A 13,762-nucleotide genomic window follows, 5' to 3' on the forward strand; every position below is an offset into this window, starting at 1 on the left:
CGCTGCGATTGAGTGCCTGTCTGCACCCTAGTCGGCGAGCCTGAACGATGACTAAGCGGCGGTCGGGGTTCAGATCTCCAGTGCCGGTTCCTCGGGCGTGGTGCCCCGCTCGACCGCCACCCCGAGCGCACGAAGGTCGGCCACGAAGTCCGGGTAACCCCGATCCACGTGGTGCACGTGCGACACCTCGGTGACCCCCTGCGCGCAGAGACCGGCGATGATCAGCCCCGCGCCGGCGCGGATGTCGGTCGCCTGCACCGGGGCGCCGGAGAGCCGATCCCGTCCACGGACCACCGCGTGGTGCCCATCGGTCTTGATGTCCGCGCCGAGCCGCATCATCTCGTTGGCGAACATGAACCGGCCGTCGAAGATGTTCTCGGTGATCAGCGAGGCGCCGTCGCTGACTGCGGCCAGCCCGATCGCCATCGGCAGCAGGTCGGTGGCGAAGCCGGGGTACGGCAACGTCACCACGTCCACCGCCCGGGGCCGCTCGTCCATCCGTACCCGGAAGCCGTCCCCGCGGGTCTCCACCAGGCCGCCGGCCGCGACCACCTTGTCCAGCGCGACCTCCAGGTACGCCGGGTCCAGACCGGTCACCGTCACGTCGCCCCTGGTCATCGCCGCGCCGAAAGCCCAGGTGCCGGCGACGATCCGGTCCCCCACCGTGGCGTGGCGTACCGGACGCAGGCCGGGCACGCCGGTGATCCGCAACGTGGACGTGCCCGCGCCGGAGATCCGCGCGCCCATCTGGCTGAGCATCGTGCAGATGTCGACGATCTCCGGCTCCCGCGCCGCGTTGTCGATCATCGTGGTCCCCTGGGCCAGCACGGCCGCCATCACCAGGTTCTCGGTCGCGCCGACGCTCGGGAAGTCCAGCACGATGTCCGCGCCGCGCAGCCCGTGCGGGGCGGACGCGATGACGAAACCGTGCTCACCGGAGATCTCCGCGCCCATCCGGGTCAGCCCGGAGATGTGCATGTCCAACCCCCGCGACCCGATCGCATCGCCGCCGGGATGGGCCACCCGCACGTACCCCCGACGGGCCAGCAGCGGGCCGAGCACGCAGATCGAGGCCCGCAACCGTCGGACCAGGTCGTAGTCGGCCTCCGCGCCCGGCTGCTCGGGTACGTCGATCGTCACCGACCGGGACCGGGCCACGCCGCCACGAGCGACCATCGGGTCGACCGGGTCGTCCGCGTCGAACTGGACGTCGCAGCCCAGCCGGCGCAGCACCTCCCCCATGATGGCGATGTCGGTGATCCGGGGAACGTTGGTAATCACACTGCGGCCGGGCGCGAGCAAGGCGGCGGCCATCAACTTCAACGCCGAGTTCTTGGCACCGACCACGTGCACGGTGCCCGCCAGTCTGGCGTCACCGCGGACCCGGATGACGTCGACGTCGTTGACCGCCGGATCGCCGGCGTCGCCGGGGCCCACCACCACCGGCCAACCGGGGCTGCTGTCCGGCCGCGCCGGGATCGTCAGGTCGGGAATCCGTAGGCTGTGCGTCATGGCCGTCCACCTCACGCGCATCTACACCAAGGCCGGCGACGCCGGCATGACCAGGCTGAGCAACAACGAGCAGGTGCCGAAGACCGATCCACGGATCGCCGCGTACGCGGATGTCGACGAGTGCAACGCGGCGATCGGCGTGGCGCTCGCGCTGGGAAACCTCAACGAGGAACTTCGCGGCGTGCTGGGGTCGGTGCAGAACGACCTGTTCGACGTCGGCGCCGACCTGTCCACCCCGGTCGAGCCGGAGCCGAAGTACCCGCCGCTGCGGGTGACGGAGGAGTACGTCGAGCGCCTGGAGGGCTGGTGCGACGAGTACAACGCACGCCTGAGCAAGCTCGACTCCTTCATCCTCCCGGGCGGCACCGCTGGCGCGGCACTGCTGCACGTGGCGCGAACCGTCGCCCGGCGGGCCGAACGGGCAGCGTGGGCGCTGGTCAGCCACGATCCGGAACGAACCAGCACGCTCCCGGCAAAGTATCTCAACCGGCTCTCCGATCTGCTCTTTATCCTGTCAAGAACGGCAAATCCGGCAGGAGACGTGCTATGGGTGCCGGGCGGCAAGCGCTGAACGTCGGCGCTCCGCACCACGTCGAGGTCTGGGTTCCCACTCTGCCCGCCACCACGCGTAGCCACGGCTGACTCGTCCGTACAGCGGCCCCCCGCAAGACCGAGGGCCTCTGCTGACGGTCGAGGGCCCGACAGACCCGGCCAGACCACACGGCCCCGACAAGCGGGCAGGATGGTCCGGGACGGGACGGGTCGGGACGGGACGGGGGGGCGGGGCCAGCCGCCTGGCCTGGCCTGGCCTGGCCTGGCCGAGATCAACTTGGGTTCCTTGAAGTCGGCCCATCCTGACCATCAAGACACCCCGACTCCCGTAAACCCGAAGTCGATCACGCTGCCCCGCGAGCAGACCACGCTGCCCCGCCGCTCCGTCCGCCAGGAAGGCAAGACCCGACTGCACAGGTAACGGCAGATGATCAGAGACCATGCCGGACCGACGCACAGCGGCAACGTCAGGGTTTCCGGGGGAGCCCGCCCGGCGCAGGGATCAAGCCTGACCGCCCGGAGCCGGGCGGGCTCCCCCGGAAACCCACAAGAGCAACCACGGACCCCAGAGCGACCACGGACCCCAGAGCGACCACGGACCCCAGAGCCACCACGGACCCCAGAGCCACCACGGAACCCAAGAACCGACCACGGAAAGCAAGAGCAACCCCGGACGAGCCGGTCAGGCAGCGGGCCAGTCCTGGGAGGCCACACGCGGCGAGACCGCCCCCGGAGGGGCGGCCTCGAGCCAGGAGAGGAAGCCGGTAACGGTCGATCGCGCCATGGCGATCTCCACCGGTGCGTGGTGACTGGTACAGCGGAGGATCACCCAGTCGGCCGGCATGGAGAACCGTTCCTGACCTTCGGGCAACCTGCGGCGTTCCACTGCCAGCCCTTTACGGGAGAGCACCCGCTTGGGCCGGATCGCGAAGCTGAACATCCGGTACCAGCGCAGTTCGTCGCCGGCGAACCGGCCGAAGCCGGGCGACCAGCCCCGCCCGTCGAGCATGGTGGAGACCCGGACGCTGAGCCGGATGATGCCACCGCTACGGGTGACCAGAGCTCGCCGGACGAAGAGGATCAGAAGCGCGCCGAGGATGACGACGACGCCGATCCCGAATCCTTCGACGATCTCCATCCCCGGTGTGGCTCAGCGGCTCTGCGCGGAGACCGGGGTTGCGCTCTCGGCAAGCACGGTGACACCGTCGGCGCTCACCGAGAGGAAGCCGCCGGCCACCTCGTAGGCGACCTGCTCGCCGCCAGCGAGCTTGATGCGCACCTGACCGGGCTCGGCGAGCTGGCCGAGAAGCGGCGCGTGCCCCGGCAGGACACCGAGCTCGCCCTCGGTCGTCCGGGCGACGACCATCTCGGCGTCACCGGACCAGACCTTCTCCTCGACGGCGACGAGCTCGACGTGAAGCTGCTGTGCCACGCTGTCTCCTTGCTGCGGCTACGGATTGCCGAAAGTCTAGCCTGACGATACGGCGCGCCCAACGCGGGTGGCGACAACGCCGGCCGGGCTACTTGGCCTTGTTCACGAATTCCGGGTGCTCGAGCAGGAACGGGTCGAGTTGCTCGTTGTGCAGGGCGGTGAAGAAGTCCGGGACCCCCTCCTGGAACTGTTCGCCCAGGTACCTCTTGCCCTCGAAGACGCCACCACCGGGCAGTTTGATCATCTCGATGGTGTTGGGGCGGATGTCCTTCAGGGCGAGCCCGAAGTCGACCACACTGTTGCCCCGCCCGTTGAAGATCAGTGACTGGCCGGCGGCGCGGAGCACCTTGTCCAGCTTGATCGGGTTGGACACCACGTCGGCGCTGAACGCCTGGCCGACCATGGCCTTGACGAACTGCTGCTGGTGGCGCTGCCGACCGTAGTCGGAATCCGGTACGCCGTTCTTCGGGTAGCGCTGCCGGACGTAGTCCAGCGCCTGCCACCCACTCAGGTGCCGGTTGCCCTTCTTGTAGACCGCCTGCGGGCCGACGTAGCCCTCGCCGCGGGTGTTGCCCGGCCGCGGCTTGCCGTCCGGCTGCTTGTGCTCGGACTTCACGTCCCGCTCGATGTACATGTCGACCCCACCCATGGCGTCCACGATCTTCTGGAAACCGGTGAAGTTGATGATCGCCCCGGCGTCGAATCGCTTGATGCCGGTGACCTTCTGCACGGTGCTGGCCAGCAACTCGAAGCCCCGCGCCGCGTCGGGGTTGGCCCCCGGCACCTTGCTGCCGAACGACATCGCGGCATTGATCTTCGTGGTCTCGCCCGGGAAGTTGGCCTTCTTGAACTCTGGGATGTGCACGTAGAGGTCACGAGGCAACGAGAACAGGTAGGCCCGGTCCATCGACGCCGGCACGTGCAGCACCATGATCGAGTCGGCAAGTGGCGCGGCCGTCGGCGTACGGGGGTCGATGCCGACGAGCAGGATGTTGAGCGGCCCCTTGATCTCGCTCTTCTTCGCCTGGGCACCCGCCGCCTGGTCGCCGAAGAGGTCGGCCTTGCCGACGGACCCCTCGTAGCGGGCCATCAGCACCTCGGCGCTGACCAGCACGCCGCCGCTGAGCACGGTCAGCACGGTGCCGAACACCGTGCAGATCCTGGCCCACCGCGGCACACCCCGCCAGATGGACGGCTTGCGGCCACTCTTGCCGGCCTTACCCACGAGCATCTCCGTTCGTTACGCCCACGACGAGAAAGACGGGCGCACGTCGTCGAAAGGTTGCAAAGATCAACGCTCGTTCAGGTGAGCGCGCGGATCGACCGTAGCTCGGGAGTCTCAGGAGAGACGACCACGAGTAACGGACCGCGACGATGGTAAGGCGCGAACATGAACAAAAGACTGCCCCGGCATGGCCGGGGCAGTCTTTTTGCTACAGATCGGATGAGGGCAGGATCAGGCCTTCATCAGCTCCTCAGCCTTGCGCTCCAGGTCCTCGAGACCGCCGCACATGAAGAACGCCTGCTCGGGGAAGTGATCGTACTCACCCTCGCTGATCTTACGGAACGCCTCGATGGTCTCCTTGATCGGAACCGTCGAGCCCGGCACGCCGGTGAACTGCTCCGCCGCGTAGGTGTTCTGCGAGAGGAAGCGCTCGATCCGCCGGGCCCGGGCCACGGTGATCTTGTCTTCCTCGGAGAGCTCCTCGATGCCGAGGATGGCGATGATGTCCTGCAGGTCCTTGTAGCGCTGCAGGATCCGCTTCACCTCGGTGGCGACCTGGAAGTGGTCGGGGCCGACGAACTCCGGGGCGAGGATCCGGGACGAGGACGCCAGCGGGTCCACCGCCGGGTAGATGCCCTTGTCGGAGATCGACCGCTCCAGGTTGGTGGTCGCGTCCAGGTGGGCGAACGTGGTGGCCGGAGCGGGGTCGGTGTAGTCGTCCGCCGGCACGTAGATCGCCTGCATGGAGGTGATGGCCTGGCCCCGGACGGAGGTGATCCGCTCCTGGAGCTCGCCCATCTCGTCGGCCAGGGTCGGCTGGTAGCCCACCGCGCTCGGCATACGCCCGAGCAGGGTGGAGACCTCCGAGCCGGCCTGGGTGAAGCGGAAGATGTTGTCGATGAAGAGCAGCACCTCCTGCTTCTTCACGTCGCGGAAGTACTCCGCCATGGTCAGCGCGGAGAGCGCCACCCGCAGCCGGGTGCCCGGCGGCTCGTCCATCTGGCCGTAGACCAGCGCGGTCTTGTCGATGACGCCGGACTCGGTCATCTCGGCGATGAGGTCGTTGCCCTCACGGGTGCGCTCACCCACGCCGGCGAAGACCGAGGTACCACCGAAGTTACGGGCAACCCGGGTGATCATCTCCTGGATGAGCACCGTCTTGCCCACGCCCGCGCCACCGAACAGGCCGATCTTGCCGCCCTTGACGTACGGGGCGAGCAGGTCGATGACCTTGATGCCGGTCTCCAGCATCTCGGTCTTCGGCTCCAGGTCCGCGAAGGCCGGGGCCTTGCGGTGGATACCCCAGTGGTCGTCCGGGGTCAGCGTCTCGCCCTCTTTGAGGTTGAGCACCTCGCCGATCGCGTTGAACACGTGACCCTTGACCGCGTCGCCCACCGGGACGGTGATCGGCGAGCCGGAGTCACGTACCTCCGCGCCGCGGACGAGACCGTCCGTCGGCTGCATCGAGATGGCGCGGACCAGGTTGTCACCCAGGTGCTGGGCGACCTCCAGGGTCAGCGTCTTGTCACCGCCGGACAGGCTCACGGTGACGTTCAGGGCGTTGAACAGGGCCGGCATGGCGTCGCGCGGGAACTCGGCGTCGACGACCGGGCCGATGACCCGGACCACGCGACCCGTGGCCGTCTTGGTCTCGGCTGGTCCACCAGCCGCAGTCGATACAGTCATCACACTTCACTTCCCGACGCGGCCAGCGCGTTGGCGCCGCCGACGATCTCGCTGATCTCCTGGGTGATGCCGGCCTGGCGGGCCGAGTTCATCTCACGCGTGTACTTCTCGATCATCTCTTCGGCGTTGTCGGTGGCGCTCTTCATCGCCCGCCGCCGTGCCGCCGACTCACTCGCCGCCGACTCGATCAATGCCGCGTAGATCCGCGTGTTGATGTACCTCGGCAGGAGCGCGTCGAGCAGCGCCTCCGCCTCCGGCTCGAACTCGTACGCCGGCAGCAGCCCCTCGGAGCGCGGCCGGTCCTCGACCTGCATCGGACCGATGACCTTGGTGACCGGGTTCTGCGTCATCAGCGACTTGAACTCGGTGTAGACGATGTGCAACTCGTCGACGCCGAGCACCCCGTCCGCTCCGGCGCCGCCGTCGACGTCGTCCGCACCCGCGGTGAACGCCTTGATCAGCGTCTCACCGACGGTACGGGCGTCCTCGAACGACGGCTGCTCGCTGAAGCCGGTCCAGTTCGCCTCGATCGGCCGGTCCCGGAACCGGTAGAACCCGACGCCCTTACGCCCGATGACGTAGAGCACCGGCTCCTTGCCGTCCGCCTTGAGCCGCGCGATGAGCGACTCGGCCATCCTGATCGCGTTGGAGCTGTAGCCGCCGGCCAGGCCACGGTCGCTGGTGACCAACAGGACGCCCGCCCGCCGCACCCGCTCGCGCGGGGTGAGCAGCGGGTGGTCGATCCGCGCGTTGGACGCCAGCGCCGTGAGCACGCCGGTGATGGCCTGGGCGTACGGCAGGGACGCCTGCACCCGGGCCTGGGCCTTGGCGATCCGGCTCGTCGCCACGAGCTCCATCGCCTTGGTGATCTTCTTCATCGACTTCGCCGAGCGGATTCGTTGACGAAGAACGCGTACCTGGGCCGCCATGGGATCAGCTCTCGGCCGGGCGGTCGGTCGCGCCGTCGCGGAAGCGGGTCACCGTCTCGCGGTTCTCGTCGCCCTCGAGCGGAGCGGCCGGCGCGTCGTTGATCTTGCGCTCGTCCTCCTTGCCGAGGAAGACCTGCTTGAACTCGGCGATGGCGCTGTCCAGGGAGCCGATGATCTCGTCGTTCCACTGGTTGTCGGCGATGCCGGCCAGCACACCCTGGTGCTTGTGACGCAGGTACTGGAGGAACTCCGACTCGAAGCGCCGAACCTCACCCACCGGGATGTCGTCCAGCTTGCCCTCGGTGCCGGCCCAGACCGAGACGACCTGCTCCTGCACCGGGTACGGGGAGTAGTTCGGCTGCTTGAGCAGCTCGACCAGGCGCGAACCGCGGTCCAGCTGGGCCCGGGAGGCCCGGTCCAGGTCGGAGGCGAAGGCGGCGAACGCCTCCAGCTCGCGGTACTGGGCCAGATTGAGCCGCAGCGAGCCGGCGACCTTCTTCATCGGCTTCACCTGCGCCGCGCCGCCAACCCGGGAGACCGAGGTGCCGACGTTGATCGCCGGACGGACGCCCTGGTTGAACAGGTCGGTCTCCAGGAAGATCTGGCCGTCGGTGATCGAGATGACGTTGGTCGGGATGAACGCCGAGATGTCGTTGGCCTTCGTCTCGATGATCGGCAGACCGGTCATCGAGCCGCCACCCAACTCGTCGGAGAGCTTCGCGCAGCGCTCCAGCAGGCGGGAGTGCAGGTAGAAGACGTCACCCGGGTACGCCTCACGGCCCGGCGGGCGACGCAGCAGCAGGGACACGGCGCGGTACGCCTCGGCCTGCTTGCTCAGGTCGTCGAAGACGATCAGGACGTGCTTGCCGCCGTACATCCAGTGCTGCCCGATGGACGAGCCGGTGTACGGGGCCAGGTACTTGAAGCCGGCCGGGTCGGACGCCGGCGAGGCGACGATGGTGGTGTACTCCATCGCGCCCGCCTCCTCCAGCTGCCCCTTGATCGAGGCGATGGTGGAGGCCTTCTGGCCGATGGCGACGTAGATGCAGCGGACCTGCTTCTTCGGGTCGCCGGTGCGCCAGTTGTCCCGCTGGTTGAGGATGGCGTCCAGGGCGACCGTGGTCTTACCGGTCTTCCGGTCACCGATGATCAGCTGCCGCTGACCGCGACCGACCGGGGTCATCGCGTCGATGGCCTTGATGCCGGTCTGCAGCGGCTCGAACACCGACTGCCGGGACATCACGTTCGGAGCCTGCAGCTCCAGCTCGCGGTAGCCCTCGTCGGCGATGTCGCCGAGCCCGTCGATCGGCTGGCCGAGCGCGTTGACCACGCGGCCGAGGAAGGCGTCGCCCACCGGAACCGAGAGGACGCGGTCGGTGCGCTTGACCCGCTGCCCCTCCTCCAGCTTGGCGGAGTCACCGAGCACGACGACGCCGATCTCCCGGACGTCGAGGTTCAGTGCCACGCCGAGCGTGCCGTCCTCGAACTCCAAGAGCTCGTTGGTCTTGGTCGAGGGCAGGCCCTCGACGTGGGCGATACCGTCGCCGGTGTCGGCGACGGTGCCGACCTCCTCGCGGGAGACGTCGGACGAGTAGGAGGAGACGTAGCGCTCCAGGGCGCCGCGGATCTCCTCCGTCGAGATGGTCAGCTCGGCCATCCTCTGCTTCCTTAAAATTCAGGGGCCCGGGATACCTAGTACCAACCGGTCCGAATGGCGTCTGTCAATCCGGGCGCTGCGGCGGCGGAGCCGCCCCAACGGTGCGGCGGCGGAACCACCGCATTGCTGGGCGGCGAAGCCGTTCAGCGCTTCGCGAGAGCGTTGCGGGTCTCGTTGAGGCGGCGCAGGATGGTGCCGTCGTACAGGTCGGAACCGACCCGGACGCTCACGCCACCGAGAACGGCGGGGTCGACCGTCTGCTTGACGGACACCTCTCGACCGTATATCGCGGTGAGGCTCGCACCCAGCCGACGCTCGTCCTCGTCACTCAACGGGGCCGCGACGGTCACGTACGCCACCTGCCGGTCACGCCGGTCGGCGGCGAGCTCGACCAGTCGGGTGAGCGCTCCGCTGAAGGAACGTCCCCCGAACCCGCCGAGCGCTGCCTCGACGAGGCGGACGGTGACCGGGCGGGCCTTGTCGGCGAGCAGCTCGCGGGCCAGGGTGGCCCGCTGCTCGACCGGGGCGACCGGGTCGGCGAGCGCGTTGCTCAGTGCCGACTGACCGGAGACGACCTGACCGAAGCGGAACAGCTCGTCCTCGACCTCGCCCAGCTCACCGGCGGAGTCGGCGCTGGCCAGCAGCGCCTCCACGCCCAGCCGCTCGGTGCCGTCGAGCAACTCCGACGGTGCCGACCAGCGGCCGGAGACCAGCGTCACGAGCAGGTCGAGCGCGTCCGCGCCGATCCGCCCGCCAAGCATGTCGCCGAGCAGCGCGCCGCGGTCCTCGCCGGAGCGGGCCGGCTCGGAGAGCGCCCGGCGCAGCCGCGGCTCACGCCGCAGCAGGGTCGCCACGGAGAGGATGGCGTCGGCGGTGGAGGCCACCGCCGACGGCTCCGCGCCGCGGACGTACGCGTCGAGGCGCTCGGCCGCGACCTTGTACGACTCCCGGCTGGCGGCCTGCATCAGCGGGCCCCCGTGCTCTCGAGACCGCTCAGGAACCGGTCGACGGTGCCCTTGCGCCGCGCCTCGTCGGCAAGCGACTCGCCAACGATCTTGCTGGCCAGGTCCACCGCGATCGTGCCGACCTCCGCGCGCAGCTCGCGCACGATGGTGGCCCGCTCGGCGGCGAGCGCGTCCTTGCCCGCCTGGATGACCCGGTCGGACTCCTCCCGCGCCTTGGCGAGGATGTCCTGCCGGATGCCCTCGGCGTCGGCCCGAGCGTCGTCACGGATCTTGGCGGCGTCGGTCCGGGCCTCGGCGAGCTGGGCACGGTACTGCTCGAGCAGCTGGTTCGCCTCGGCCTGGGCGGCCTCGGCGCGCTTGATGCCGCCCTCGATCGCGTCGACCCGAGCCTGGAAGGTCTGCTCCATGCGCGGGAAGACGAACTTCATCAGCACGAAGCAGAGCACGGCGAAGGCGACGATGCCGACCGCGATCTCCTGCGGGATCGGAATGATCGGGTTGTGCTCTGACTCACCACCCTCGGCGGCGAGGAGGAACAACATGGGTGACCTCCCGGTCGGAAGGGGCGGAATCAGCCGGCCCAGATGAAGCCGAAGGCGATGCCGAACAGCGCGAGCGCCTCGATGACGGCGAAGCCGATCCAGACGTACGGCAGGGTCATGCGCGACGACTCGGGCTGCCGGGCGGTCGACTGGATGTAGGCGGCGAAGACCAGGCCAACGCCGATGCCCGGGCCGATGGCCGCGAGGCCGTAGCCGATGGCGGCGGTGCTGCCCTCTACCGCGGCGACGTAATCCATTAGTGGTTCCTCCTGGTTATCACGCGTGACTCTCACGCGGGACGACAACGGTTGGTGCGTGGATCAGTGCTCTTCGGCGAGCGCACCCTGGATGTAGCTGGCGCTCAGCACGGTGAAGACGTAGGCCTGCAACACGATGACAAGCGCCTCGAGGAGGGTCAGCGCCACTGTCATCACCCAGGAGACCACCGAGATCGGCGCCAGCCAGACGTTGGCGTTGAGCATCGCGAAGCCGCCGAGCGTGAAGACCAGCAGGAGCATGTGGCCGGCGAACATGTTCGCGAAGAGACGGACGGCAAGCGAGAACGGCCGGATGATGAAGGTCGAGAACGCCTCGATCGGGATCAGCAGCGGCAGGATGTACCACGGTGCCGGCGGGATCAGGGCGTGCTTGAAGTATTTGCCAAAACCGTGGTGCCGGATGCCGATGTAGTTGAACAGCACGTAGCTGATCACCGCGAGGATCGCCGGGAAGGCGATGTGCGAGTTCGGCGAGATCTGGAAGAACGGAATGATCGCGAACGCGTTCGTCACCAGCACGAAGCAGAACAGCGTCGTGAAGTAGGGGGCGAACCGCACGCCCTGGTGACCGATCATGTCGACCGCGATGTTGTTGCGCACGAAGCCGTAGATCGACTCGGCGAACCACTGCTTCTTGGTCGGCACCAACTGAGGGTTCCGATAGGTCGCCAGGAAGAAGATGATCAGAAAGCCGACCGCGATCCAGATCATCAGCGTGAACTTGGTGAACCACGGGGCGTTCTCCGCGCCCCAGGGCACGATCGCGGGCAGGTAGAAGTCGTCCACGCTGGGTGGGAATGCCGCCTGGCCCGCTGCCAGAACGTTCGCCTGTCCGAACACCGTGTCCCTTCCTAAGTAGGCGTGCCGAGCCGACGGACGACGAGGATGATCCCCCCGGTCACGCCGAGCACGACGCCGATCCCGGTGGCGACGCCACCTGTATCGAGCCACTGGTCGACCAGCCAGCCGATGAAACCCCACACGAGCATGCCTCCGACGAGGTAGCTGAGCGCGGTCCAACCCTGACCGGCGCCGGACGGATAATCGTCCGGTTCACCGGCGGGACGGGGGGTTTGGTCACCAGCCATGACGGGGCGAACGATATCAGCCGGGAAGACGAGGCTGTGCCTCACCCCCCGCACAACCGTCGTTGTGTGGGCTTCTCGTGGGCGCCGTCGTCTGTGGGCACGCTACTCCCCTTCCGCCCGTCGGAAAATGACCGGAGGCCGACACATTGCCGCGCGTCCGAAAGATGGGACGACCCGCCAGGTCAGTCGTGCGTCCGACGGGCGTGCACCGTGGTCAGCCACCAGAGGTGCACCGCCGTCCACACTGCCACCCCGGCGACGATGCCGAGGCAGAGAGGGATCAATCCGGGCCAGCCGGTCGACGCGACCGCCACCAGCACCCCACCCAGCACGCTGAACTTCAGCACGTACAGGCCCACCCCGAGCGGCAGCAGCAACTGCGGGTTCACCTGGTCGGCCCGGGCCAGGACCACGGTGGTGAGGGTGTAGCTGAGCACCGTGACGCCCACGCCGGCCGCCGCGCCGAGCGCAGCCGTCGCGCCGCCGGTCACCGCGCCCACCACCGCGGCGACCACGGCGAGCGCCGCCGACGCGGCCAACAGCACCGGCAGGTGCCGCAGCCGCCACCGCCGGTCACTGTCCGGCTCGACCACCCCGGGCTCAGCCACGGGGGTACGCCGGGAACGCCGCGACCAGCTCGGAGACCTCGGCACCGAGCCGGGTCAGCTCGTCGGCCCCGCCCGGGGCCCCCGGATCGGTGCGCACCGCACGGGCGATCAGGGTGGCCACCTGGCGCAACTCCCCCTCGCGCATCCCCTGCGTGGTGACGCTGGGGGTGCCCACCCGGATGCCGGAGGCCACCATCGGGGGCTGTGGGTCGTACGGAATGGCGTTCTTGTTGAGGGTGATTGACGCGGCGTCGCAGCGGCGCTCGGCCTCGGTGCCGGTCACCCCCAGCTCCCGCAGGTCGATCAGGGCGAGGTGGGTGTCGGTGCCACCGGAGACCGGGCGCATCCCCTCGTCGGCGAGCCCGGCGGCGAGCGCCTGGGCGTTGCTGACCACCTGCCGGGCGTACGTCTGGAACTCCGGCTGGGCGGCCTCGCGCAGCGCGACCGCCTTGGCCGCGACCGCGTGCATCAGCGGGCCGCCCTGGGTGAACGGGAAGACGGCCTTGTCGATCCGCTGGGCCAGCGACTCGCGGCACAGGATCATGCCGCCACGCGGCCCGCGCAGCACCTTGTGGGTCGTGGCGCAGACGACGTCGGCGTACGGCACCGGGGACGGGATGGCCCGGCCGGCGACCAGGCCGATGAAGTGGGCGGCGTCCACCATCAGGTACGCGCCGACCTCGTCGGCGATCTCCCGGAACCGCGCGAAGTCGATCAGGCGCGGGTAGGCGGTCGCCCCACAGATGATCAGCTTGGGTCGGTGCGCCCGCGCCAGGTCCCGGACCTCGTCGTAGTCGATCAGCTCGGTGTCCGGCCGGACCGGGTAGCCGACCGGGTGGAACCACTTGCCGGAGAAGTTCACCCGGCTGCCGTGGGTGAGGTGCCCGCCGTGCGGCAGGTCCATCGCCAGCACGGTGTCGCCCGGCTGCACCAGGGCGGCGTACGCGGCCAGGTTGGCGCTTGCCCCGGAGTGCGGCTGGAGGTTGGCGTGCTCCGCCCCGAAGAGCTCCTTGGCGCGCTCGACGCCGATCTCCTCGGCCCGGTCCACCTCGGCACAACCGCCGTAGTAGCGCCGGCCCGGGTAACCCTCGGCGTACTTGTTGGTGAGCGTCGAACCGAGCGCCGCCAGCACCGCCGGCGAGGTCAGGTTCTCGCTGGCGATGAGCTGCAGGCCGCTCCGCAACCGGTCCAACTCACCGAGGACCACCCCGGCGATCTCCGGGTCAACGGCCCTGAGCTGCGCGAAATCCGGCCCCCAGAAGGTGCTCGTCTCGGTCTCCACAGCGAA

At 68.9% G+C, this 13,762-nt stretch carries 15 protein-coding genes; 1 reads left to right on the forward strand and 14 read right to left on the reverse strand.

The window, feature by feature from the left end:
* Positions 1 to 69 precede the first annotated feature (69 nt).
* Positions 70 to 1,512 (reverse strand): UDP-N-acetylglucosamine 1-carboxyvinyltransferase, encoded by a 1,443-nt coding sequence (gene murA / locus ACWER9_RS14050; protein ID WP_452302218.1) that lies wholly within the window; start codon positions 1,510 to 1,512, stop codon positions 70 to 72.
* On the opposite strand from murA, the gene ACWER9_RS14055 reads away from it, so the two are divergent.
* The gene (locus ACWER9_RS14055; protein ID WP_452302219.1) at positions 1,511 to 2,083 is read left to right on the forward strand and encodes a cob(I)yrinic acid a,c-diamide adenosyltransferase; all 573 of its coding nucleotides are present in this window, start codon (positions 1,511 to 1,513) and stop codon (positions 2,081 to 2,083) included. The genes murA and ACWER9_RS14055 overlap by 2 nt on opposite strands.
* A gap of 663 nt (positions 2,084 to 2,746) precedes the next feature.
* Here ACWER9_RS14055 and ACWER9_RS14060 read toward each other — a convergent pair.
* The 13 genes from ACWER9_RS14060 to ACWER9_RS14120 all read right to left on the reverse strand — a co-directional run bounded on the left by ACWER9_RS14060 (position 2,747) and on the right by ACWER9_RS14120 (position 13,756).
* Positions 2,747 to 3,202, reverse strand: coding sequence for a DUF2550 domain-containing protein (locus tag ACWER9_RS14060; RefSeq protein WP_452302220.1), 456 nt, complete (start codon positions 3,200 to 3,202; stop codon positions 2,747 to 2,749).
* A gap of 12 nt (positions 3,203 to 3,214) precedes the next feature.
* On the reverse strand, positions 3,215 to 3,496 hold the full coding sequence (locus tag ACWER9_RS14065) for a F0F1 ATP synthase subunit epsilon (protein ID WP_030333186.1): 282 nt from the start codon (positions 3,494 to 3,496) through the stop codon (positions 3,215 to 3,217).
* 88 nt (positions 3,497 to 3,584) lie between these two features.
* Positions 3,585 to 4,727 carry an LCP family protein gene (locus tag ACWER9_RS14070; RefSeq protein ID WP_452302221.1) on the reverse strand — a complete coding sequence of 381 codons (1,143 nt, stop codon included), beginning with the start codon at positions 4,725 to 4,727 and terminating at the stop codon, positions 3,585 to 3,587.
* A 225-nt stretch (positions 4,728 to 4,952) separates the two neighbouring features.
* Positions 4,953 to 6,407, reverse strand: coding sequence for a F0F1 ATP synthase subunit beta (gene atpD, locus ACWER9_RS14075; RefSeq protein ID WP_452302222.1), 1,455 nt, complete (start codon positions 6,405 to 6,407; stop codon positions 4,953 to 4,955).
* Positions 6,407 to 7,336: a F0F1 ATP synthase subunit gamma gene (locus tag ACWER9_RS14080; RefSeq protein WP_452302223.1), complete on the reverse strand. Its 930-nt coding sequence runs from the start codon at positions 7,334 to 7,336 to the stop codon at positions 6,407 to 6,409. The genes atpD and ACWER9_RS14080 overlap by 1 nt, the downstream gene beginning before the upstream one ends.
* Before the next feature lie 4 nt (positions 7,337 to 7,340).
* Positions 7,341 to 8,993, reverse strand: coding sequence for a F0F1 ATP synthase subunit alpha (atpA, locus tag ACWER9_RS14085; protein WP_452302224.1), 1,653 nt, complete (start codon positions 8,991 to 8,993; stop codon positions 7,341 to 7,343).
* Positions 8,994 to 9,136: 143 nt separating this feature from the next.
* Positions 9,137 to 9,958 (reverse strand): F0F1 ATP synthase subunit delta, encoded by an 822-nt coding sequence (locus ACWER9_RS14090; protein WP_452302225.1) that lies wholly within the window; start codon positions 9,956 to 9,958, stop codon positions 9,137 to 9,139.
* Positions 9,958 to 10,497: a F0F1 ATP synthase subunit B gene (locus tag ACWER9_RS14095; RefSeq protein ID WP_452302258.1), complete on the reverse strand. Its 540-nt coding sequence runs from the start codon at positions 10,495 to 10,497 to the stop codon at positions 9,958 to 9,960. Before ACWER9_RS14095 ends, ACWER9_RS14090 begins: the two co-directional genes overlap by 1 nt.
* Positions 10,498 to 10,529: 32 nt before the next feature.
* On the reverse strand, positions 10,530 to 10,757 hold the full coding sequence (locus tag ACWER9_RS14100) for an ATP synthase F0 subunit C (RefSeq protein WP_074314047.1): 228 nt from the start codon (positions 10,755 to 10,757) through the stop codon (positions 10,530 to 10,532).
* 63 nt (positions 10,758 to 10,820) lie between these two features.
* Entirely contained in the window at positions 10,821 to 11,618 is a 798-nt protein-coding gene (gene atpB, locus ACWER9_RS14105; protein ID WP_452302226.1) for a F0F1 ATP synthase subunit A, read from the reverse strand.
* 11 nt (positions 11,619 to 11,629) lie between these two features.
* Positions 11,630 to 11,866, reverse strand: coding sequence for an AtpZ/AtpI family protein (locus tag ACWER9_RS14110; protein WP_452302227.1), 237 nt, complete (start codon positions 11,864 to 11,866; stop codon positions 11,630 to 11,632).
* A 182-nt stretch (positions 11,867 to 12,048) separates the two neighbouring features.
* Entirely contained in the window at positions 12,049 to 12,474 is a 426-nt protein-coding gene (locus ACWER9_RS14115) for a hypothetical protein (protein WP_452302228.1), read from the reverse strand.
* Positions 12,467 to 13,756 carry a serine hydroxymethyltransferase gene (locus tag ACWER9_RS14120; RefSeq protein ID WP_452302229.1) on the reverse strand — a complete coding sequence of 430 codons (1,290 nt, stop codon included), beginning with the start codon at positions 13,754 to 13,756 and terminating at the stop codon, positions 12,467 to 12,469. The genes ACWER9_RS14115 and ACWER9_RS14120 overlap by 8 nt, the downstream gene beginning before the upstream one ends.
* Positions 13,757 to 13,762 lie beyond the last annotated feature (6 nt).

Source organism: Micromonospora sp. NPDC003944 (genome assembly GCF_053605225.1).